Source organism: Kribbella sp. ALI-6-A (assembly GCF_001984195.1).
Classification (GTDB): Bacteria; Actinomycetota; Actinomycetes; order Propionibacteriales; family Kribbellaceae; genus Kribbella.
Window position 1 is genome coordinate 120,748 of the sequence record NZ_MTQN01000004.1, and the last position, 20,640, is coordinate 141,387.

Annotated in this window: 20 protein-coding genes; 14 read left to right on the plus strand and 6 right to left on the minus strand. The window is 71.1% G+C overall.

The genetic code is table 11. From position 1 onward, the window contains the following. Positions 1 to 15 precede the first annotated feature (15 nt). Together BWI15_RS00995 and BWI15_RS01000 are read left to right on the plus strand one after the other, a co-directional pair. Entirely contained in the window at positions 16 to 714 is a 699-nt protein-coding gene (locus tag BWI15_RS00995) for a maleylpyruvate isomerase N-terminal domain-containing protein (RefSeq protein WP_077012331.1), read from the plus strand. 32 nt (positions 715 to 746) lie between these two features. Then, positions 747 to 1,553: an HpcH/HpaI aldolase family protein gene (locus BWI15_RS01000; protein WP_077012332.1), complete on the plus strand. Its 807-nt coding sequence runs from the start codon at positions 747 to 749 to the stop codon at positions 1,551 to 1,553. Positions 1,554 to 1,632: 79 nt separating this feature from the next. Here BWI15_RS01000 and BWI15_RS01005 read toward each other — a convergent pair whose 3' ends face one another. Then, the gene (locus tag BWI15_RS01005) at positions 1,633 to 2,706 is read right to left on the minus strand and encodes a CobW family GTP-binding protein (protein WP_077012333.1); all 1,074 of its coding nucleotides are present in this window, start codon (positions 2,704 to 2,706) and stop codon (positions 1,633 to 1,635) included. A gap of 230 nt (positions 2,707 to 2,936) precedes the next feature. Here BWI15_RS01005 and BWI15_RS01010 point away from each other — a divergent pair, with 230 nt between their 5' ends. The 8 genes from BWI15_RS01010 to BWI15_RS01045 all read left to right on the plus strand — a co-directional run bounded on the left by BWI15_RS01010 (position 2,937) and on the right by BWI15_RS01045 (position 11,188). Then, positions 2,937 to 3,878: a transcriptional regulator gene (locus BWI15_RS01010; protein ID WP_077012334.1), complete on the plus strand. Its 942-nt coding sequence runs from the start codon at positions 2,937 to 2,939 to the stop codon at positions 3,876 to 3,878. Positions 3,879 to 3,987: 109 nt separating this feature from the next. After that, on the plus strand, positions 3,988 to 5,712 hold the full coding sequence (locus tag BWI15_RS01015; protein WP_168197243.1) for a proprotein convertase P-domain-containing protein: 1,725 nt from the start codon (positions 3,988 to 3,990) through the stop codon (positions 5,710 to 5,712). A gap of 90 nt (positions 5,713 to 5,802) precedes the next feature. Further along, positions 5,803 to 7,014: a GNAT family N-acetyltransferase gene (locus BWI15_RS01020; protein WP_077012336.1), complete on the plus strand. Its 1,212-nt coding sequence runs from the start codon at positions 5,803 to 5,805 to the stop codon at positions 7,012 to 7,014. Positions 7,015 to 7,034: 20 nt separating this feature from the next. Further along, positions 7,035 to 7,745 (plus strand): DUF4129 domain-containing protein, encoded by a 711-nt coding sequence (locus BWI15_RS01025; protein WP_077012337.1) that lies wholly within the window; start codon positions 7,035 to 7,037, stop codon positions 7,743 to 7,745. Next, a complete protein-coding gene (locus BWI15_RS01030) occupies positions 7,742 to 8,305 on the plus strand; it encodes a hypothetical protein (RefSeq protein ID WP_077012338.1) in 564 nt (187 codons plus the stop codon). Before BWI15_RS01025 ends, BWI15_RS01030 begins: the two co-directional genes overlap by 4 nt. A gap of 6 nt (positions 8,306 to 8,311) precedes the next feature. Further along, a complete protein-coding gene (locus BWI15_RS01035; RefSeq protein ID WP_077012339.1) occupies positions 8,312 to 9,310 on the plus strand; it encodes an AAA family ATPase in 999 nt (332 codons plus the stop codon). Beyond that, a complete protein-coding gene (locus BWI15_RS01040; protein ID WP_077012340.1) occupies positions 9,307 to 10,608 on the plus strand; it encodes a DUF58 domain-containing protein in 1,302 nt (433 codons plus the stop codon). Before BWI15_RS01035 ends, BWI15_RS01040 begins: the two co-directional genes overlap by 4 nt. A gap of 112 nt (positions 10,609 to 10,720) precedes the next feature. Further along, a complete protein-coding gene (locus BWI15_RS01045) occupies positions 10,721 to 11,188 on the plus strand; it encodes a hypothetical protein (protein WP_237771074.1) in 468 nt (155 codons plus the stop codon). A gap of 14 nt (positions 11,189 to 11,202) precedes the next feature. Here the strand turns inward: BWI15_RS01045 and BWI15_RS01050 are convergent, their stop codons facing one another. Further along, on the minus strand, positions 11,203 to 11,736 hold the full coding sequence (locus BWI15_RS01050; RefSeq protein ID WP_077012342.1) for a TetR/AcrR family transcriptional regulator: 534 nt from the start codon (positions 11,734 to 11,736) through the stop codon (positions 11,203 to 11,205). Between the two features lie 166 nt (positions 11,737 to 11,902). Between BWI15_RS01050 and BWI15_RS01055 the strand changes: the two genes are divergently transcribed. Beyond that, positions 11,903 to 13,315 (plus strand): MFS transporter, encoded by a 1,413-nt coding sequence (locus BWI15_RS01055; RefSeq protein WP_077012343.1) that lies wholly within the window; start codon positions 11,903 to 11,905, stop codon positions 13,313 to 13,315. 99 nt (positions 13,316 to 13,414) lie between these two features. Then, positions 13,415 to 13,747: an MmcQ/YjbR family DNA-binding protein gene (locus BWI15_RS01060; RefSeq protein WP_077012344.1), complete on the plus strand. Its 333-nt coding sequence runs from the start codon at positions 13,415 to 13,417 to the stop codon at positions 13,745 to 13,747. A 25-nt stretch (positions 13,748 to 13,772) separates the two neighbouring features. On the opposite strand, the gene BWI15_RS01065 is transcribed toward BWI15_RS01060, so the two are convergent. Next, positions 13,773 to 15,248, minus strand: coding sequence for an insulinase family protein (locus BWI15_RS01065; protein WP_077012345.1), 1,476 nt, complete (start codon positions 15,246 to 15,248; stop codon positions 13,773 to 13,775). 141 nt (positions 15,249 to 15,389) lie between these two features. Here BWI15_RS01065 and BWI15_RS01070 point away from each other — a divergent pair, with 141 nt between their 5' ends. Together BWI15_RS01070 and BWI15_RS40570 are read left to right on the plus strand one after the other, a co-directional pair. Beyond that, positions 15,390 to 17,081, plus strand: coding sequence for a DUF885 domain-containing protein (locus BWI15_RS01070; protein WP_202817537.1), 1,692 nt, complete (start codon positions 15,390 to 15,392; stop codon positions 17,079 to 17,081). 56 nt (positions 17,082 to 17,137) lie between these two features. After that, positions 17,138 to 18,334 (plus strand): Maf family nucleotide pyrophosphatase, encoded by a 1,197-nt coding sequence (locus BWI15_RS40570; RefSeq protein ID WP_077012411.1) that lies wholly within the window; start codon positions 17,138 to 17,140, stop codon positions 18,332 to 18,334. Here the strand turns inward: BWI15_RS40570 and BWI15_RS01080 are convergent. Genes BWI15_RS01080 through BWI15_RS01090 form a run of 3 tightly spaced genes read right to left on the minus strand, consistent with a single transcriptional unit; the run spans position 18,327 to position 20,553 of the window. Then, the gene (locus BWI15_RS01080; RefSeq protein WP_077012346.1) at positions 18,327 to 18,683 is read right to left on the minus strand and encodes a hypothetical protein; all 357 of its coding nucleotides are present in this window, start codon (positions 18,681 to 18,683) and stop codon (positions 18,327 to 18,329) included. The genes BWI15_RS40570 and BWI15_RS01080 overlap by 8 nt on opposite strands. A gap of 10 nt (positions 18,684 to 18,693) precedes the next feature. Beyond that, positions 18,694 to 18,963, minus strand: coding sequence for an acyl-CoA carboxylase subunit epsilon (locus BWI15_RS01085; RefSeq protein WP_077012347.1), 270 nt, complete (start codon positions 18,961 to 18,963; stop codon positions 18,694 to 18,696). A gap of 12 nt (positions 18,964 to 18,975) precedes the next feature. Beyond that, positions 18,976 to 20,553 (minus strand): acyl-CoA carboxylase subunit beta, encoded by a 1,578-nt coding sequence (locus tag BWI15_RS01090; RefSeq protein WP_077012348.1) that lies wholly within the window; start codon positions 20,551 to 20,553, stop codon positions 18,976 to 18,978. Positions 20,554 to 20,640: the final 87 nt, after the last annotated feature.

The following is a 20,640-nucleotide window of genomic DNA, read 5'->3' on the forward strand; positions in this document are numbered from 1 at the left end:
TTTACGTTCGGAGGTATGAAGGCTCCTGAGCGTCCGGCGTTGCCGTTGTCGGCGGCTGCGACGCTGGGACGGGCGTACGGCCGGGTGACCGAGGTCGTGCAGGGTCTGTCCGATGCGGACTTCGCGCGGCCGACGAGATGCCCGGGGATGGCGGTCGGGCCGTTGCTGGTGCATCTGCTGTACGACGCGGAGCGGGCGCTCGCGGCGTTCGCGACTCCGTCGGAGGCGGAGCCGGATCGGGACTTCGTCACGTACTGGCAGGACTATCCGCCGGGGGACGGCGGCGACACGTCGTTCGTGCAGGTGGTTGCGTCGGCGTACCGGAAGCCTTCGGTCGATCTGGTGAAGCACTGGCGGGAGCTGTCCGAGGCGGCGGCGCGGGCGGCCGCGGTCGGGCTGGTTGACAAGGGCAAGCGGATCGAGACGCAGGGGCATGTGCTGGCGGCCAAGGACTTCGTGGCGACGCTGATCGTCGAGGCGACCGTGCACCACCTGGACCTGATCGTCGACCTGCCGGACGCGCCGGAGCCGGATCCGGAGGCGTTGCAGGTGACGGCGCGGACGCTGGACGGGCTGTTCGGGCCGGAGGCGTGGGACGTGATCGGGTGGGACACCACGACGTACGTGCTGAAGGCAACGGGCCGGCTGCCGCTGGACGAGAACGACCTGGAGATGCTGGGGGAGTCGGCGAGCCGGTTGCCGCTGCTCGGGTAGCTGGAGGGTGGCCGATCGGATAGAACAGTCCGGTGGACAACTTCGCCGCTCGTCTCCGCGCCCGTGAGCACCTGGTCGGCTACTGGGTCATGCTCGACGCCCCGCCGGCCACCGAACGCATCGCGCGCGTCGGCTACGACTACGTGGTGCTCGACGCTCAGCACGGGTTGCTCAGCACGCGCGGGATCCTCGACGGGCTGATGGCGATCGACGCGGCCGCCGCCGGGCCGGTGGTGGACCCGTCCGCCGGGACTGCCGGGAGCGCCCGGGACGCCACCGTCGGACTGGTGCGGGTGGAGGCGAACAACGCGACCCCGATCGGCCGGGCGCTGGACGCCGGCGCGGCCGGGGTGATCGTGCCGCTGGTGGACAGCGGCGAGGACGCGGCGCGCGCGGTCCGGGCGGCCAAGTATCCGCCGAGCGGGATTCGCTCCTTCGGGCCGGCGCGCTCCGGGCTGCGGATCGGGCCGGTACCCGCCCAGGCGGACGCGGCCACCGTCGTCCTGGCGATGATCGAAACCGCCGCCGGGCTGACGAACGTCGAGGAAATCTGCGCGACACCGGGTCTGGATGGGATCTACGTCGGCCCGTCGGACCTGTGCCTGGCGGTGGGCGGCAAGTTCCCGGGTGATCCGGACGTGCGCGGGGAGTTCGACGCGGCCGTCGTTCACATCGCCGAGGTCGCCGCTGCAGCCGGAGTCGCCGCGGGCATCCACACGAACGACGGGCCGACCGCCAAACGCCGCCTGACCGAGGGCTACACGTTCGCGACGGTGTCCTCGGACCTCGACCACTTGCAGGGCGTCGCTGCCGATCACCTGGCGGTGGTCAGGGGCTGAGGGTCCCGAGGGGCTGATCTCGGCCGATTGCGAGGCGATCGAGCCGGATCGGTGCGGCGGGGTCAGGTGGTCAGCCTGTTCACAGCACGCCCGCGAACGGATCCTCCAAGGACTGCCAGTCCAGCGTAGCCAACTCCGACTCCGTGAGTAGGCACGCGTCGAGCACCGCTTGCAGCCGCGCCGGATCGAGCCCCACGCCGGTCGCGACGACCGTGCACTCGGCGAGGTGCTCCGTGTCGGACCATTCGCCGAGCGTGCCGAGGGAGGCGCTGTAGCCGGCTGATTCCCAGCGGAGGCGTTGGGTCGGGCGGTTGGCCAGCCAGACGACGCCTCGGCTGCGGACGACGCCGTTGACGATGTCCTCGAGGGCGTCGTTGAGGCGGCCCGGATGAAGCGGGCGGGTCGAGCGCCAGAAGACTGTGGTGACGCCCTCTCCGCTGGGCTGGAGACGGTCGCCGTTGGCGATGTCCCCGGCCCAGGCCTCGGCGGCGGCGAAGTCGAACAGGCCGGTGCGGGCGACCGGACCAGCCGGTACGCCGGCCGGGTCGGCCGCGACGACGGTGGTGCGCGGGTTCAGGTGGAGCAGCAGGTTGCGCAGGCGCTCCGGTGCGCGGGCGCGGTGCGCGTTGGCCAGCACGCAGACGTCGGCGTACTCGATCTGGCGGGCGGTCAGTTCGGCCACGTTGCGGCGGTCGGGCGGGCCGAGGGCGAGGCCGCGTTCGTCGAGCAGCTCGTCGCCGGACAGTTGCTCGACCAGCAGGACGGCGTCGACGACACAGGTGACCGTGTCGACCTCGACCTCCGGCATCGTCGCGACGAGCGCGCTCGCGAGCGGCCGCGCTTCCATCGCCGGCGGGGCCGCGAGCACGATGTGCTGCCAGTGACCGCGCGCGACGAGCGTCTCCAGCAGCGGCAGCAGCGACTCGATCAGCTGACACGCGCCGCAGTCGTCGTCCACGGTGAACTCACCGGCGTCGATCTGCCCGCCGGCATCGACCACCTGCCAGCTCAGTACGCCGCGGCTCTGCAGTTCGTGCTGGTCCACCACGATCGCCACCGTGGTGGAGTCGGTGATGGCGTCCAGAACCGGGCCGCGCAGGGTCGTCGAGAGGCCTACGAGCAAGGTCAGCGGGGTCTTCCAATGGGCGGCCATGCCGGAAGTATATGAAAACGATTTTCATCAGTCCAGAGCCTGACCTGTCAGACTTTCCCGCCAGGCCGGGAAATTTCCGCGTCCTGGCGGGGAATCGCCCGCGCCGCAGCTGTGAACTGTTAATCCGGTCACGCCAGGCCCGCCGCTTCCCCCAGGGGGGCGGGCGAGCTAGCCTCCGGCTCCAGGGCGCGTACGCCGGGCGCCCGCGGCGGGAGGCGTGAGGAGGCACCGTGCCGGATCGGTCCATCGGCCGGCGCGGCGGCTCCGGAGAGCAGGCGGCGCCGGGAGCCCAGGTGCCCGAGCACGAGTTCGCAAACGTGTTGCGGGCCGCGATCCAGACTCGTGGGCTCGGGCTCGAGCGGATCCGGCAGCGGCTGCGGGCACAGGGAGTGACCGTCAGCCTGGCCACGCTCAGCTACTGGCAGTCGGGCCGGTCGCGACCCGAGCGCCGCGACTCCCTGGTCGCCGTGGCCCTGCTGGAGTCCGTCCTCGAGGTCCCGCCGGGCACTCTGTCGTCCTCGCTCGGTCCACCGCGGCGACGTGGCCGGTGGCTGAGTACCGTGCGTTCGCCGGAGGTGGCTGCGTTCTGGCCCGAGCCCGATCCAGTTGAGGACGCGGTCAGTGAGGTCGACATCCGCTGGGACGAGCGGCTGACCCGCATCAGCCAGCACGACCGGGTGTTCGTCAGCCCGGAGGGCGGCGAGCGGTCGTACCACTCCCGCCAGGTCCTGCGGGCCGAGGCGGACGGGCCCGACCGCTGGGTGGTGATCATGCACCTCGACGAGCACAACCGGCCGCTGCCGGCGATCCGCCCGCTCAGGCACTGCCGGCTCGGCCACGTCGTCTCCCGTCCGGCCGACGGCCTGCTCGTCGCCGAACTGCTCTTCGACCGCCCACTGCGGCACGGCGAAACGGTGATCACCGAGCACGAGCTGGTGAACGCAGCGCCGTACCCGCCGGCCGGCAACTACGAACGCAAGTTCCGCCTGCCCGTGCGCGAGTACGTTCTGGAGATCTCCTTCGACACCCCGCCGGCCTGGTGTGAGCAGTACTCCCAGCTCGACGACGCCGCCGAGCGGATCCGCCTGGTGGACCCGAGCTCCGCGGTCCATGGTGTGGCGCTCAACTTCGGTCCCGGTCGGTACGGCTTCCGGTGGGGCTTCCAGCTGTGAAGTGTTGAGGCCCGGAACCTTAACTGTGAAAGGGTTCTGAGCGATGTCGGGCGCCGTTGTTCGCTCCTAGGGTCGGGCCACCCCTCCCGGACGAGCAAGGAGAACGCCCATGAAACGCTGCAGGACAACGATGATCGGCGGTACGGCGGTGATCGCCGGACTGCTCGCGATCGCCGGCCCCGCGAACGCGGCGGACCGAGCTCAACCCACACCAGCCCAACCGCACCACCCCACCCCGCACCAGATCTCCGAACAGTTGCCCGAAGCCCCGGATCTCGCCGGCCGCTGGATCGCCGACGGCAACCTGCAGGTCGCCGTCACGACCACGCAGGCCGCCCAGCGAGTCCGGCAGGCCGGCGCAACGCCCAAGCTCGTCACGCGCAGCCAGCAGCAGCTGAACACCCTGCTCGCCAAGGTCGACAAACTCGCCCGCGCAGACCGCTCCGGCAGACTGCAGAGCTGGGGCATCGACCCAGCGTCCAACAAGGTCGTCGTCAAGGCCCGCGGCGCGTACGGCGCGCTGCGCGGGCTCGGCGACGGCGTACGGGTCGTGCCCACCAGCACCGACTTCCGCCAACAAGCCGGCGACGTGAACCCAGGCGATCCCTGGTGGCCCGGCAGCGAGACGTACTGCTCCGTCGGCTTCCCAGCAACCGATGCCCAAGGCAACAAGCATTTCCTGACCGCCGGCCACTGCACCAACGACGCCAACCAGCCCGCGTACGGCGAGTCCGGTCAGCGCAACCGCCTGGGCACCTCGAACGCCGGCGGCGCCCGTAGCGTCAACGCCCGCGAGGGCGACATGGGTGTCGTGGCGGTGACCGAGACCGGCTGGACCATCTCCCCGGCCGTCAACACCTGGGGGCAGCCCGCGCTGACCCTCACCGGTTCGGCCGAGGCGATCGTCGGCGACACGGTCTGCCACTCCGGCAACACCGCGCCGAACTTCGAGTGCGGTCGCGTCACCGCGGTCAACCAGTCCATCAATTACGGCACCGTCGTGATCGACGGCCTGACCACTACCACCGCCTGTTCCCAGGGCGGCGACTCCGGCGGCGCCTGGCTGCGGGGCGACCGGGCCGTCGGCCTGCACTCCGGCGGCAACTCCACCTGTACGCCGAACGAGGACAACTCGATCTTCCAGCCGGTCAACGAAGCGCTGGCCAAGTGGAACCTCACCCTGCTCACCGGCGACCCCGGCGACCCGGACGAAGAGGCCCCGACGACACCGGGCAACCTCCGCTCCACCGGTACGACAAGCAGCTCGGTCTCGCTCGCCTGGGACGCCTCGACCGACAACACCGGCGTCACCGGGTACGACGTCTACACCGGCGGCTCGCTCGCCACATCAGTCGCCGGCACGTCCGCCACCGTCACCGGACTGAGCGCCGACACGGCGTACACGTTCACCGTGCAGGCCAAAGACGCCGCAGGCAACAAGTCCCAGCCGAGCTCGGCAGTGACGGCCAGGACCCAGCCGGGCAGCACCGGAGGCCGGACCTTCAGCAACGGCACGGACTACCCCATCCGCGACTTCCAGACCACGGTTAGCGCAGTCCGCTCTACCGCGTCCGGCCGGGCGACCAGTCCGCTCCAGGTGACAGTCGAGGGCAACCACACCTGCCTGGAGGACCTCAACATCAGCCTGGTCTCGCCGAGCGGCCGCTGGTACTACCTGCAGCGCTACGGCGGCAGCACCTGCCACGCACTGCCCAGCAGCAAGACCTACTCGGTCCCGGCCACCGAGAACGCCGCAGGCACCTGGACGCTGCGCATCGGCGACAACGGCCCCGGTGACTCCGGCACGCTGACGAACTGGTCGATCACCCTCTGAGCGGTGCGCCCTGCCCAGCCGGCCCACCGGCCCGGCCATCGCCCGCGAAAGTGAGGGGCGATGGCCGGGAGAGTCTGGTAGGCAAGGGGGATGACGAACGGGATCGAGCGGTTCGAAGGCGAGTGGGACGAGCTGGTCAAGCTCCTGAACCTGGGCTTCGCGGCGCCCTGGAACGACGCGCAACTGGCGGCCGAGCAGCGGATGTGGGAGCCGGAGCGCAGCTTCGTCGCCCGGGAGGACAAGGAGCTCACCGGGCACACCGGCTCGTTCGGGATGACGATGACCGTGCCGGGCGCGCAGTTGCCGGTCGCGGGCGTCACGATGGTCTGCGTCAGCCCGACGCACACGCGCCGGGGCATCCTGCGGGAGCTGATGCGGGCCCAGCTCACCGACCTGCACGAGACCGGGACCGAGCCGCTCGCCGTACTGACCGCCAGCGAGCCGGCGATCTACGGCCGCTTCGGCTACGGCCTGGGGTCCGACTACCAGCACATCACCGTGCCGAAGGCGTCCCGCGCGATGCGCCCGGTCGCAGGCATCGACAAGGTCAGGATCCGGTACGCCGACCCGGTCGAGGCCCGTCCGGTGACGACCAAGATCCACAACGACGAGGCCGTCGGCCGGCCCGGGATGATCCTGCACGACGAGCGCTGGGAGGACTACGTCGGCGGCGAGAACGTCGTGACCGACGCCAGCGGCGGCTCGCCGCTGCGGTGTGTGCTGGCCTCGGTCGACGGCGAGGTGACCGGGTACGCGTACTTCCGCACCCGCCGGACCACGAAAAAATTCGTCGACGTGTCGCGGGTCCATGCCCGGGACCTGGCGTCGCATGTCGCGCTCTGGCAGTTCCTGCTCAACCAGGACCTGCTGAGCGAGACGACGTACCACCACCTGCCGTCGGACGACCCGCTGCTGTCGCTGCTGGTGGACCCACGCGCGCCGAAGGCGGTCACGACGGACGGCCTGTGGGTGCGTCTGGTCGACGTGGGCCGGGCGCTGGCCGGGCGCACGTACGCCGAGGAGGTGGACGTGGTGCTCGGGGTCACCGACGAGTTCCTGCCCTGGAACGCGGGCGCGTGGCATCTGGCCGGGGGACCCGGTGGGGCGACGTGTGAGCCAACGGACCGGCCGGCCGACGTACTGGTCGACGTACGGGAGCTGGGGGCGGTGTACCTGGGCAAGCCGTCGCTGGAGCTGCTCGGTGCGGCCGGTCTGGTCGAGGAGCGGACCGAAGGGGCACTCGCGGCCACCTCCAAGGCGTTGCTCGGAAACCGCCTACCCTGGCTCGACACGGGCTTCTGATTCGGAGCTACCCTTCCGGGATGCAGCCGACGCGACGCAGTGTGCTGGCGGTGGCTGCTGTGCTCGTGCTGGGAGTCGCGGCGGTCGTGCTGGTGGTGTTCGCGTCGGCCGGTGGCAGTGTGCAGCCGGTCAGCGAGAGCACCCGCACGGCCGCGCCGCGCACTCCGCCCTCGATCGAGGTGAGCCAGTCGGTGTCGGTGCCGACGCCAGGCGAGGGGCCGTCGCCCAGGGAGATCAAGCCGATCGAGATTCCCGAGTGGATCAAGGCGTTGTGGACGGCGCTGCTGTACGCCGCCGCGGTGCTGGTCGTGCTCTTCCTGCTCCGGCTGGTCTACCGGATCCTGCGGCGGGTCGAGCTGCCGCAGGCCGAGGACGGCGAGACCGACTGGGAGCGCGTGAAGGTCGACCGGCTCGCCGAGGCGGTCGAGTCCGGTCTGTCGTCGGTGGACTCCGGCACGGCGACCGACGCGGTGATCGCGTGCTGGGTCGCGCTGGAGGAGGCGGCCGCGTCGGCAGGTGTGGCGCGTGAGCCGTCGGAGACTCCGGCCGAGTTCACGGTGCGGGTGCTCGGGATCGGCGGCATCTCGGAGCCGGAGCTGCTCCGGCTGGCTCAGCTGTACCGCGAGGCGCGCTACTCGACCCACGGCTCGAGCGAAGAGGCTCGCACCCAGGCACGGACTGCGCTGCTGCGTTTGCGTGACGAGCTGGCCGCCGCCGTGGCGGCCCGATGACCACTCCAACGGCCCCTGGTCCGAGCACCGGCGGGCAGGCTCGGCTGGTGAACCGAGTGCTGCTGCGGCACCTGCTGATCTGTTTGCTGGCTGCACTGCTGTTCATTGCCGGCTTCGGTCTGGCCGGGACGGCGCCGCGGCCGATGTGGTTCGTCGGGCTGGCGCTGGCCGTCGGCTTCGTGTCGGTGGCGGTGCGGCTGGTCTTTCCGCAGGTGATCGAGACCACCTGGCCGTCGCGGTTCGACGAGAAGTGGGCCGAGCTGCGGAGCCGGAGCAACGACAACCGGACCCAGTTCCTGGCGACCTGGGTGCAGGAGTCCGGGCGGGAGCGGCGTACCGGTGAGGGCTCACAGACGTTCGTCCGGCGGATCCGCCCGATGCTGCTGGAGCTGGCCACGGACCGGCTGGTGCACCGGCACGGCATCGACCCCGACCGCGAACCGGACCGCGCCCGCGCGCTGGTCGGCGACCAGGTGTGGGACCTGATCACCGGGACCGAACCGGCCACGGCGTCGTTCGCCGAGATCGAGTTGGCTGTCCAGACCATCGAGAAGCTGTGAGGAACCGTGACTGATTCCCAACCCCGCGACGCCGCCGGGCTGACGCCACTTGACGTCTCCGCGCTCAGCCGGCAGGTGCTGGACCGGGTCGGCGAGGCCGTGGTCGGCAAGGGGGAGGCGCTCGAGCTGGTGCTGGCCGGAATCCTGGCCGGCGGTCACGTGCTGCTGGAGGACTATCCGGGCCTGGCCAAGACGCTGGCCGCGCGGTCGTTCGCGCAGGCGCTCGGGCTGGAGTTCCGGCGGGTCCAGTTCACCCCGGACCTGCTGCCGTCCGACGTCACCGGTGCCTCCGTGTACGACCAGAAGAACAGCGAGTTCGTCTTCCGGCCGGGACCGATCTTCACCGGTCTGCTGCTCGCCGACGAGATCAACCGGACCCCTCCGAAGACCCAGGCGGCTCTGCTGGAGTCCATGCAGGAGCACCAGGTCACCGTGGAGGGCCAGACGTTCCCGCTGCCGTCGCCGTTCCACGTGCTGGCAACGGCGAACCCGGTCGAGTACGAGGGCACCTACCCGTTGCCGGAGGCCCAGCTCGACCGCTTCATGCTGCGGATCGGCTTCGGCTACCCCAGCGCCGACGAGGAGTGGCAGGTACTCCAGCGCCGGATGGCACGGCGCCAGGAGGACCAGTCCGTCGAGCCGGTCACCGACGCGGCCGGTCTGCTCGCCGCTCAGCGCGCCGTCGAGACGGTGACCGTCGACGACACCGTCGGCCGGTACTGCGTGGACCTGGCCGCTGCGACCCGGCGTGACTCGCAGGTGCTCGTCGGTGCGTCGCCGCGCGGCTCGCTGGCGCTGCTGCTCACCGCCAGGTCGTACGCCGTGATCCAGGGCCGGGACTACGTCGTACCGGAGGACGTGAAGGCTGTTGCCGTGGCCGCGCTGGCGCACCGGATCACTGTGCGGCCGGAGCTGTGGCTGCACGACGTGACCGGGGCCAGTGTCGTACGGGCTGTGCTGGGGCAGGTACCGGCGCCGCCGACCGTCGTGGGCGCCCGGCAGTGACCTGGCGGCCGACCCACGCGCAGGTCCGGGTGGTCTGCGTGGCCGCCGGACTGCTGGTGGTCGCGGTCGTCGCCCGTCGGCCGGACCTGGCGGTTCTGGGTGTGCCGCTGGCGTTCGTCGCGGTCTGGGGACGGTTCTTCCGGCCGCGGACCGTTCCAGAGGTCAGGACCGAGCTGGACGCGGACGTGCTGTTCGAGGGGCAGGCCACGACGTACCGGGTGCTGGTGCCGGGCACTGTCGATCCGGACATCGACCTGGTCGTCGCCGCGGTGCCGCGGACGCAGTGGTTCCGGTACGACCCGCCGCAGGCCGCGCTGGCCGAGCCGGCGGCTGACGGCACTGTGTCGCTGGAGGTCGGCGTACGGTCCGAGCGGTGGGGGCAGCGGAACTTGGAGCGGCCGCAGGTGATCGCCACCTCGGACCTGGGCGCGTACCGGGTGCACCTGCCGGATGTCGAGCCGCAGGTCGTCACCACGCTGCCGCTACGGGAGGGGTTCGAGGCGGTGGACGCCGTACCGCGGCCTGCTGGGCTGGTCGGTCTGCACCGGTCGCGGCGGCCGGGGGAGGGCACTGAACTGTCGGGTGTGCGGCCGTTCCGGACCGGTGACCGGCTGCGGCGGATCAACTGGTCGGTGTCCGCGCGCACGCGGGAGCTGCACGTGACGTCGACCTGGTCGGACCGGGACACCGAGGTCGTCATCCTGCTGGACTCCGGTGGTGAGGTCGGCATCAGCGAGGGCATCGACGGGCGCTCCAGCAGCCTGGACACGGCGGTCCGGGCGGCCGCGTCGATCGCCGAGCACTACCTGCGGCATGGGGATCGGGTGCGGCTGGTCGACACCGGTACGGCGGTCGGTGGGGTGCGGGCGGGGAGCGGGCGATCGCATCTGCGGCGGATCCTGGACGTGCTGGTGCACGCCGGTCAGAAGGGTCGCCAGCAGGACGAGCATGCGCTGGCGCGGCGGCATCGGATCCGGCCGGACAGCCTGGTGCTGGTGCTGAGCCCGCTGCTGCGGCCGGCGATCCTCGGGTACGTGGTGACGCTGGTCCACTCCGGGTGCACGGTGATCGCCGTGGACACGCTGCCTGACGACGTGGCGGAGGTGACCGCGCTGGAGCAGCACGACGCGCAGGCTTGGCCGCTCGGGTGGCGGATCCGGTTGCTGGAACGGCGGCGTGAGCTGGATCGGCTGGGGAACCTGGGGGTTCCGACGGTCCGGTGGCGGGGTGCCGGCACGCTCGACGAGGTGCTGCGCGACGCGGCTCGGGTCGCTGCTGCTCCGAGGATGCGGTCATGAACGCGGGCGCTCGAGCACCTCTTGGGGGCGAGCTGTGAGTATCGCTGATCGGTTGACGCGGTGGCTTGGTGAGCTTCGGGCGTCGGGGCGAGGGCCGTTGATCGCGCGGGGAATGATCGCGCTTGGTGGGGTGATCGCTCTGGTGGTGCCGGGGTTGCAGCCCTGGGACCAGATGGACGTGATCTCGATCGCGGGCGCGTTTCTGCTGCTGGTTTGTGTCGTGCTGCCGGATTCGGCGGCCGCGTTGGTCTTCCTGGTCGTCGTGCTCGCCGGATGGTTGCTCAGGGCCCCGGCTGACGTCGGCTGGGTGACCGTGGTGACCGGGCTCGGGCTGCTTCTGCTGCACCTGGCCTCGGCGTACGCCGCGCAGCTGCCGTCGTACGCGAAGGTCGGCCGCCGGTCGCTGCGCAGGTGGTTGCTTCCAGCAAGCATCGCGGCGCTGCTCGGGCCGCTCGTCGCGATCGGCGCCGCGGTCGTGCGGGACGCCGAAGTGCCCGGCTCCCTGGTGGTCACCGTCGCCGCGCTGGCGGCCGCGACCGCCGCGGTCTGGTTCGCCGCCGGCCAGTCGGTGAACGACTAGGGCGCGCCAGTGCGCTAGAGGTTCTCCAACAGGTCCGTCGCCCACGTGCAGGAGACCGGATTCGGCCCGGCGACCTGCATGGCGGCCATCACCGTCAGCAGCATGCCGGTCGCCATGAACTCGCGGGCCTCCGGAGCAGTCGCACCGGTCAGCTCACGCACGAGCCGGTAGATCCCGCCGAACCGCTCCCGGACGGCGTCCCCGATGGCCGGCTCCGCGCTCGCCGCGAATCCGTGCAGCAGGACGACGAGCAGCTCGCGCTGGACCAGTAGCTGCTGGTACGCGTCACCCAGCGACTCCAGCTCGGGCCGCTCCGCCGCCGCGTCGCGGAAGGCCTGCTCGATCTCGTCGCAGACCCGCTGCAGGGTGGCCAGGAACAGCTGCTGCTTGGTCCCGAACAGCCGGATCACGTAGGGCTGCGACACCCCCGCGAGCCGCGCGATCTCGTCGGTTTTCGTCCCGGCGTACCCGGACCGGCCGAACGCGTGCACCGCCGCCTGGAGCACTTCCTCGCCGCGCTCGGCCGCCGTGAGCCTGGTCCTCGTCATCCGCACTCCTCCGCACTCGACTGCACTCGTTCCGTACGCCGCGGGCGGCAGCTCGTCCCGCGCCTGTCTCGTCCCGCATTTGTCGCTTGACATGTTATCAGTCGATGCATACTTTGAGACGACGTTAGTTATCAGTCGATAACAACAACCGACGGAGGGGTACGAGATGACATCGACAACCCTCGAGCCCGAGGTCCAGGCCCCCGGGCCGGCCCGGCGCTCGCTCGGCACGGTGCTGGCCGTGGTCGGCATACCGGTGTTCATGGTCACGCTGGACAACCTGGTGGTGACCACCGCGCTGCCGGTGATCAAGCAGGACCTCGGCGCCTCACTGACCGACCTGCAGTGGTTCGTGAACGCCTACACGCTGTCGTTCGCCACGCTGCTGCTGACCGCCTCGGCAATCGGCGACCGACTCGGCCGGCGGCGGATCTTCCTGGCCGGGCTGTTGCTGTTCACGCTCGCGTCGGCGGCCTGCGCGCTGGCGACCGAGCCGTGGATGCTGATCGGCGCGCGGGCGATCCAGGGCGTCGGCGCGGCCGCGGTGATGCCGTTGTCGCTCACGCTGCTGTCGGCCGCCGTACCGGCGAGCAAGCGCAGCGCGGCGATCGGCATCTGGGGCGGCATCTCCGGCCTCGGCGTCGCGGTCGGTCCGGTCGTCGGTGGCGCGGTGGTCGACGGGCTCAACTGGCAGTGGATCTTCTGGCTGAACGTGCCGATCGGCCTGCTGGCGCTGCCGTTCGTAGCCCGCGTGCTGACCGAGTCCTACGGCGGTAGCCGCCGGTTCGACCCGCTCGGGCTGGTGCTGTCCGCGGCCGGCGTACTGGCGGTCGTGTGGGGAGTCGTGCACGGCGCCGACGACGGGTGGACGTCCGGGCCGGTGCTCGGCGCGATGATCGGCGGGGTGGTGCTGCTGGCCGTGTTCCTGGTCTGGGAGAGCCGGTCGCCGGCGCCGATGCTGCCGCTGCGGTTGTTCCGGATCCGGGCGATCAGCGCGGTCAACGCGACGTCGTTCACCTTCTCGATGGGGGTCTTCGGGGCGGTGTTCCTGCTGGCCCAGTTCTTCCAGGTCGTGCAGGGCTACTCGCCGCTGGAGTCGGGGCTGCGGACGCTGCCGTGGACGATGGCGCCGATGGTCGTCGCGCCGATCGCCGGGCTGATCGTGGACCGGGTCGGTGCGCGAGTGCTGATCGCGAGCGGCCAGGCGTTGCTGGCCGTCGCGCTGGCCTGGATGGCGCTCGTCACGACGGTCGATGTCACCTACGGCTCGTACGTCGTACCGTTCGCGCTCGCCGGCGTCGGGATGGGACTGACGTTCGCCCCGACCGCGAGCGTGGTGATGGCGGCCGCGAGCGAGGCCGATCGGGGCGTCGCGTCGGGCACCAGCAACACGATCCGCGAGGTGGGCGTCGCGATGGGCGTCGCCGTGCTCGCCTCGGTCTTCGCGTCGGCCGGCGGGTACGAGTCACCCACCCGGTTCGTGGAGGGCTTGGTTCCGGCGGTGTGGGTCGGCGCCGCGGTGGTCGCGGTCGGAGCCTTCGTCGCCCTGCTCATCCCGGGACCCCGCCGAGCGCGCTGAAGATGTACAGCCGGGGAAGAGTGTCCCCGGAGTGCGGCAGGATGGTTCCCTCGCAGGAGTTGGGTGTGAGGGAACGGTCCTGGGTGGGAGGGAACAACTGTGCTGGACGCGGACGACGTACGCCGGATCGCGCTGTCGTTGCCGGAGACGGTGGAGAAGCAGCGGTGGAACCACCCGACCTTCGATGTCGCCGGGCGGATGTTCGTCACCGTGCCGGACGACCAGACGTCGTTCGCGGTGCGTTGTCCCCGGCTCGAGCGCGACGAGTTGATCGCGGCCGAGCCGGACAAGTTCTGGGTTCCGCCGCACGAGGCGGGCTCGGCCTGGGTGCGGGCCAGGTTGTCGGCACTCGAAGGGCCCGACGAGCTCTACGACATCCTGCTCGACTCCTGGAAGCAGGCGGCGCCCGCGGGCCTGACGGTCGAGCAGTAACTGGGCCGGACGGTCGACCAGTAGCTCAGTCCTCCTCGGCCTTGAACCGCGACTCCTTGAACCACAGCGACCGGTCGACCCGCCGCTCCAGTTCGTCGACAACCTTCGCGCCACCGCGGTAGAGGTCACCGGAGACAGGGAACACGCAGCCGTCCGCTCCGAACACCACCGTCGTACCGTCGCCGGCCCGCATCACGCCCGCCACACCGTCCCACGGCAACCGGTGGACGCCGTCGTTGTCGCGAATGGCCAGCCCGTCCGGCGCCAGGACGAGCGTCATCTCCCGAGCCTCCCGCGAGAACAGCCGCGCGACCCGGTGCGGCCGGAACTCCTGCCCGGCGGGCAGTTCACCGCCGACCGGGCAGAGCGGGACCGCCTGGAAGCCCAGCTTGGTCCACTGCTCCAGCGACTCCTCGGTGGCATACCCGATCGCCGACGGCAGCGCGGCCCGCAGTACGGCGGCCAGCTCGTCGGGTCGCACGGCCCGCACCCGGTCCGGATCGAGCGGCTCTGCTTCGGGCTCGTCGAACAGTTCCCGCCGCAACGCCGCGAACTCCGCGCTCAGCTCGGTATCGAACGTCGCGCGCTCCTCGTCGAAGCGGTCGAGAGCCAACCGCAGCTCCTCCTCGGACGGCCCGTTGGCCGCCAGGTCGGTCAGTGCCTCGGCGACCGCCTGGGCGACCGCGTCCTCGGTGCCCTCGCGGGCCTCGGCGTACAGGACCCAGTCGGTGGTGCCGTCCGGCTGGTGCACGGAGTCGGAGTCGACCACGTAGCTGTGGCCGCCGACGTGCCGGCACATCTCCTCAATGCGCTGCTGCAGGACGTCGGTCGCCAGCACCGAGGTCCGGGCCGCGTCACCGTCGGGCAGGGACAGCAGGACGGCGGCGCCCGGGATGCCGAAGCCGACCGCGACCGGGCCGTCGAACGACCTGGCGGCGTACCGGCCGTGGCGCGGGCGGCCGCCGGTCGGCAGGGACAGCTTCAGCCCCTCAGGGATCGGGCCGGTGAGCTGCAGGACCGCGTTGTCCGCGGTGAACCACCTGCGCGCGAAGGCGATCACCTGGTCGCCGGTCAGGCCGTCCGGGCCCGGACCGTCGAGCCAGTCGAGCCCTGCGCCGCGGTTGCCGTACCGGACGTTGTAGAGCAGGGCTGCCATCGGGTGCGTGACCCAGCCGTCCTCGGCCGCGAGCACCCCGGCCTCGACCTCGAGCCGCTCGACCGGCGGCGCGGACAGGGCCGCGCAGATGCCGTTGAGGAACTCCCCGACCCTGGCCGGGGAGCCGCTCGCCAGGAAGCTGGTGGTGGTCGTGTCCACAGTCGCGTCGATCGTGATCGGCAGCCGGCGGACCGTGCTCATCACCAGGTGCTCCAGCGCGTGCGCGATCCCGACCGTGGGCAGCGTCTCGTCCTGCGCGCCGACGGCGAAGGTCAACGTGGCGTCGGTGGTGGTCTGCTGGTCCTTGTGGTGCAGCAGACGGACGCCGTCGAGGTACTGGGGCATCGGACCGCCTGTCTCGAGAAGTGGATGCGCCGACGGTACCGACACCGGCCGGCGAAGACGCGCGGGGCGCGCAGGCGGGGTTCCGCGGGCGGTGAGGGAAATGGGCAGGAGGGCCGGACCGGCGGCAGGTAGGGTCGGGGCGTGACGGACGCGACCACACCGAACAGCCCGATCGACCAGGTTTCCGAGCGGTTCCTCGAGCAGTACCTCGAGTTGATGCCGACGGAGGCGACCTTCATGGGGGTCGAGGGCCACGACCACCAGCTGCCGGACTTCTCCCCGAACGGCTTCGACGGCCTGCTCGAACTGCACCAGCGGGCGCTGGCCGAGGCGCGCGCGATCCAGCCGGGCAGCCCGCGCGAGGAGGTCGCCCAGGACGCGTTCGTGGAGCGGCTCGGGCTCGAGGTGGAGAACCTCGAGGCCGGCGTACCGCAGTCGCAGCTGAACGCGCTGACCTCGATCCCGGCCCAGATCCGGCAGGTCTTCGACCTGATGCCGACCGCGTCGGAGTCGGACTGGGAGACGATCGCGATCCGGCTCAACCAGGTCGGTACGACGCTGGACGGGTTCCGCGAGACCGTGCTCGACCAGGCCGGCCAGGGTCGGGTGTCGGCCGTCCGGCAGCTGAACGACCTGGCCACCCGGATCGCCAGCTGGACCGGGGCCGAGGGGGACGACTTCTTCGGCGGCCTGGCCGCGCGAGCGCCGGAAGGGCCGGTGAAGGCGGCGGTCGAGGCGGCCGCGGCGTCGGCGCGTTCGGCGTACGACCAGTTCGGGCAGTGGGTGGCCACCGAGGTGGTGCCGAAGGGCCGGGCCCGCGACGCGGTCGGCCGGGAGATCTACGAGCTTGCCTCGCGCAACTTCCTCGGCGCGGCCGTCGACCTCGACGAGACCTACGCCTGGGGCTGGCAGGAGCTGGCCCGGATCGACGCCGAGATGCAGACGATCGCCGCGTCGCTGAACGGCGGCGACCGCAGCATCGTCGCCGCGGCCGAACTGCTGGACAACGACCCGGCCCGCAAGATCCACGGCAAGGAGGCGTTCCGGGACTGGATGCAGCAGCTCGCCGACGCGGCCGTCGCGGAACTGGCCGGCGAGCACTTCGACATCCCCGACGCGATCCGGACGATCGAGTGCATGATCGCGCCGACGTCGGACGGATCGATCTACTACACCCCGCCGAGCGAGGATCTGACCACCCGGCCCGGCCGGATGTGGTGGGCGGTGCCGAACGGCATCGACGACTTCGCGACCTGGCGTGAGGTGACCACGGTCTACCACGAGGGCGTGCCCGGGCATCACCTGCAGGTCGCGCAGACGATGCTGCGCGGCGAGACGCTGAACCGCTGGCAGCGGATCGGCTGCTGGGTCTCCGGCCACGGCGAAGGCTGGGCCCTGTACGCCGAACGCCTGATGGAGGAGCTCGGTTACCTGGAGGAGCCTGGCGCGCGGCTCGGCATGCTGGACGCGCAGGGATTCCGGGCGGCCCGGGTGATCGTCGACATCGGCATGCACCTGGAGCTGGAGATCCCGCGCGACAACCCGCTCGGCTTCCGGCCGGGGGAGCGGTGGAACGCCGAGCTCGGCTTCGAGTTCCTGCGGGCCTACTCGCGGATGGAGACCGAGTTTCTGCGCTCGGAGCTGAACCGGTACCTGGGCTGGCCGGGACAGGCGCCGTCGTACAAGGTCGGCGAGCGGATCTGGCTGCAGGCCCGCGAGGAGGTCCGGCAGCGCCGGGGTGCCGACTTCGACCTGCGCAGCTTCCACCGCGAGGCCCTCGACCTCGGCTCGATCGGGCTCGACCCGCTGCGTCGCGCCCTCGCCCGCCTGTGAGCGCGCAAGCCGGGGACCGGCGGACGACGACGGAGGCGCGCGACGCGGAGCCGGAGATGCGGCGGCCGCGGTTCGTGCTCGCTTCGGCGTCGCCGGCGCGGCTCAAGACGCTGCGCAACGCCGGCGTCGAGCCGGAGGTGATCGTCTCCGGTGTCGACGAGGACAACGTCACGGCGGAGAACCCTGGCGAGCTGGCGCGACTGCTGGCGGTCCTGAAGGCGCGAGCCGTGGTCGCGACGCTCGACGACCACGCGACGGTGCTCGGGTGCGACTCGGTGCTGGAGATCGACGGCGTCGCCTATGGCAAGCCCGGTACGCCGGAGATCGCGCGCGAACGGCTGCGGATGATGCGCGGGCGCAGCGGCGTACTGCACACCGGGCACTGTCTGTTCGACACCAGCAGCAAGCAGGAACTGCGCGAACTGGCCTCCACCACGGTTCACTTCGCCGAACTGACCGACGAGGAGATCGACGCGTACGTCGAGACCGGCGAGCCGTTGGTCGTCGCTGGTTCCTTCACTGTCGATGGTTTCGGCGGTCCTTTCGTCACCGGCATCGAGGGCGACTACCACAATGTCGTCGGTCTCTCGCTGCCGTTGTTGCGCCGCATGCTCGCCGACGTCGGCATCCCGTGGCCGTCGCTGTGGCAGCCCACCCACTTCGCGTACGACGAGGCCGAAGCCGCGGACTACGACGAAACCCGAGGCGGCCAAGCCCGCGCCCGAGCCGCCGCCGAAGCGGTGCACCGTTTGTTGCCGGAAGCCAGTTCCCGCGTGCTGGAACTTGCCGTTGGCACCGGGATCGTCGGCGCCGAGCTGGTTGCTCTAGGCAACTTGGTGCACGGCGTCGACCTGTCGTCCGCGATGCTCCAGCACGCCCGTTACCGGCTTCCCGGTCACGTCGCCGCGGCTGACGCCGCCCGGCTGCCCATCGCCGACCGCCGCTGTGACGCGGTGGTCGCGATCTGGCTGCTGCACCTGCTCGACGACACCGAAGGCATCATCGCCGAGGCGGCGCGGGTGCTGCGGCCCGGTGGGGTTTTTGTCACCACGACGGAGAAGTCCGACGCCGGCCGGTACGCCCAGGGCCGCTCGCCCAAGGAACGCCGCTCCGGCGACGCCCTGTCCCACCTGATCGCCCGCGCCTCCGAGCACGGTCTGGTCCTCGACGGCGCCACGACGTTCGAAGGTCCGGCGCGCGGCGGCCCCGGCGTACCCGTCTATCCGTTGGTCCGATTCCGCCGGCTCACTTGATCCCGGCTTTGGCGTCCAGGAGTTGGAGCAGGTCGTGCGCGGCCAGTTCCACGTCCTTGTGGCGCCACTCGGACGCCCGGTAGACGCACGCGATCAGCCCGGTCCGGTGGACTCGGCGGAAGTCGCCGTACACGAAGGCGTGCCGGGCCTTGGTCTCGTCGTTCGCGCCCTCGGTCAGGCCGAGGTGCCAGGCGCCGTACTCGTCCCAGCCGTGGTTGGCCAGGTAGGAGTTCTGCGCATCGGCGTCGGGTTGGGACGCACCCCAGTCGCTGTCCAGCACGTACTGCCGGCCCTCGATCAGCTTCCGCGCGTACTCCACTGCCGCCGGGTTCACCGCGTACTTGGCCATACCTCAGTGTTCACGGGTGCGCGCTCGCGCGCCACCGTCCAGGGCCGGGGTGCAGCGGGCGCTTCGCGTGCCGCCAGTACGTCGCCCAGTCGCTCGCGCGCTGGGTGTCCGGGGCGGGAGCGGGCGCGGCGGCGCGGGCGCTGACGACGGCGACCAGCGCGGCCAGTTCCTCGGGCGACGGGTCACCCTTGACCACCCGGAGGATCGGCGCGGCGGCGTCGGACTCGGTCCGCGAATCGGCACCAGGCTCGACCGGCGGATCGGCGGGAATGTCAGGCATGCGGGGCTCCGATCACAGCGGGATGTTGCCGTGCTTCTTCGGCGGCAGGGTGTCGCGCTTGGTGCGCAGCAGGCGCAGGGCGCGAACGATCTCGGCGCGGGTCTCGCTCGGCTTGATCACCGCGTCGATGTAGCCGCGCTCGGCCGCGATGTAGGGGTTGGCCAGGTGCTCCTCGTACTCGGCGATCAGCTCGCTGCGCCGGGCCTCGACGTCGTCGGCCGCCGCGAGCTCGCGGCGGTGCAGGATGTTCACCGCGCCCTGCGCGCCCATCACCGCGATCTGCGCGGTCGGCCAGGCGATGTTCATGTCGGCGCCGAGGTGCTTGCTGCCCATCACGTCGTACGCGCCGCCGTAGGCCTTGCGGGTGATCACGGTGATCATCGGGACGGTCGCCTCGGCGTAGGCGTAGATCAGCTTGGCGCCGCGGCGGATGATGCCGTTCCACTCCTGGTCGGTGCCGGGCAGGAAGCCGGGCACGTCGACGAAGGTCAGGATCGGCAGGTTGAACGCGTCGCAGGTCCGGACGAACCGGGCCGCCTTCTCGGAGGCGTCGATGTCGAGCGTGCCGGCGAACTGCAGCGGCTGGTTGGCGACCACGCCGACCGGGCGGCCCTCGACCCGGCCGAAGCCGACCACGATGTTCGGCGCGAACAGCGTCTGTACCTCCAGGAAGTCGCCGTCGTCGACGACCGCCTCGATCACCGTGTGCATGTCGTAAGGCTGGTTCGGCGAGTCCGGGATCAGCGTGTCCAGCGCGGCGTCCAGGTCGTTCACCGCGAGGTCGGCCGGGGCGTCGTAGACCGGCGGGTCCTCCAGGTTGTTCTGCGGCAGGTGCGCGACCAGGGCCTTGACCCAGTCGATCGCGTCCTCCTCGTCGGTGCCCAGGTAGTGCGCGTTGCCGGACTTGGTGTTGTGCGTCCGGGCGCCGCCGAGCTCCTCCTGGGTGACGTCCTCGCCGGTGACGGTCTTGATCACGTCCGGGCCGGTGATGAACATGTACGACGACTCGTCGACCATCACGGTGAAGTCGGTGACGGCCGGGGAGTAGACCGCGCCGCCCGCGCACGGGCCCATGATCAGCGAGATCTGCGGGATCACGCCGGAGGCCCGGACGTTGCGGCGGAAGATCTCGCCGTACAGGCCGAGCGAGACCACGCCCTCCTGGATCCGCGCGCCGCCGGAGTCGTTGATGCCGATCAGCGGGCAGCCGATCTTCATCGCCAGGTCCATCACCTTGACGATCTTCTCGCCGAACACCTCACCCAGGCTGCCGCCGAAGACGGTGAAGTCCTGCGCGAACACGCACACCTGCCGGCCGTCGATGGTGCCGTAGCCGGTCACCACGCCGTCGCCGTACGGGCGGTTGGCGTCCATCCCGAACGCCGTCGACCGGTGCCGGGCGAACTCGTCCAGCTCGGCGAACGACCCCTCGTCCAGCAGCAGCGCGATCCGCTCGCGGGCGGTCTTCTTGCCGCGCGCGTGCTGCTTTTCCACCGCCCGCTCGGACCCGGCGTGCACGGCCTCGTCCAGCCGCTGCTCCAGGTCGGCGAGCTTGCCGGCAGTGGTGTGGATGTTCACGGTCTCTCCCATAAGCTCGCAGCCTAACCGCCCAGTAGCCTGCCTGTGCTGTGACATGGGCCGCTGAGTTCCTGTGACTCGTGCCGCAGCCACGCCACC

Bases quoted from the DNA above. Each gene is read 5' to 3' on its own strand.
- BWI15_RS01050 (WP_077012342.1), bottom strand. From the start codon at position 11,736: ATGACGAGGACCAGGCTCACGGCGGCCGAGCGCGGCGAGGAAGTGCTC.
- BWI15_RS01020 (WP_077012336.1), top strand. From the start codon at position 5,803: ATGACGAACGGGATCGAGCGGTTCGAAGGCGAGTGGGACGAGCTGGTC.
- BWI15_RS01065 (WP_077012345.1), bottom strand. From the start codon at position 15,248: ATGCCCCAGTACCTCGACGGCGTCCGTCTGCTGCACCACAAGGACCAG.
- BWI15_RS01080 (WP_077012346.1), bottom strand. From the start codon at position 18,683: ATGGCCAAGTACGCGGTGAACCCGGCGGCAGTGGAGTACGCGCGGAAG.
- BWI15_RS01090 (WP_077012348.1), bottom strand. From the start codon at position 20,553: ATGGGAGAGACCGTGAACATCCACACCACTGCCGGCAAGCTCGCCGAC.
- BWI15_RS00995 (WP_077012331.1), top strand. From the start codon at position 16: ATGAAGGCTCCTGAGCGTCCGGCGTTGCCGTTGTCGGCGGCTGCGACG.
- BWI15_RS01015 (WP_168197243.1), top strand. From the start codon at position 3,988: ATGAAACGCTGCAGGACAACGATGATCGGCGGTACGGCGGTGATCGCC.
- BWI15_RS40570 (WP_077012411.1), top strand. From the start codon at position 17,138: ATGCGGCGGCCGCGGTTCGTGCTCGCTTCGGCGTCGCCGGCGCGGCTC.
- BWI15_RS01030 (WP_077012338.1), top strand. From the start codon at position 7,742: ATGACCACTCCAACGGCCCCTGGTCCGAGCACCGGCGGGCAGGCTCGG.
- BWI15_RS01045 (WP_237771074.1), top strand. From the start codon at position 10,721: ATGATCGCGCTTGGTGGGGTGATCGCTCTGGTGGTGCCGGGGTTGCAG.
- BWI15_RS01055 (WP_077012343.1), top strand. From the start codon at position 11,903: ATGACATCGACAACCCTCGAGCCCGAGGTCCAGGCCCCCGGGCCGGCC.
- BWI15_RS01005 (WP_077012333.1), bottom strand. From the start codon at position 2,706: ATGGCCGCCCATTGGAAGACCCCGCTGACCTTGCTCGTAGGCCTCTCG.
- BWI15_RS01025 (WP_077012337.1), top strand. From the start codon at position 7,035: ATGCAGCCGACGCGACGCAGTGTGCTGGCGGTGGCTGCTGTGCTCGTG.
- BWI15_RS01085 (WP_077012347.1), bottom strand. From the start codon at position 18,963: ATGCCTGACATTCCCGCCGATCCGCCGGTCGAGCCTGGTGCCGATTCG.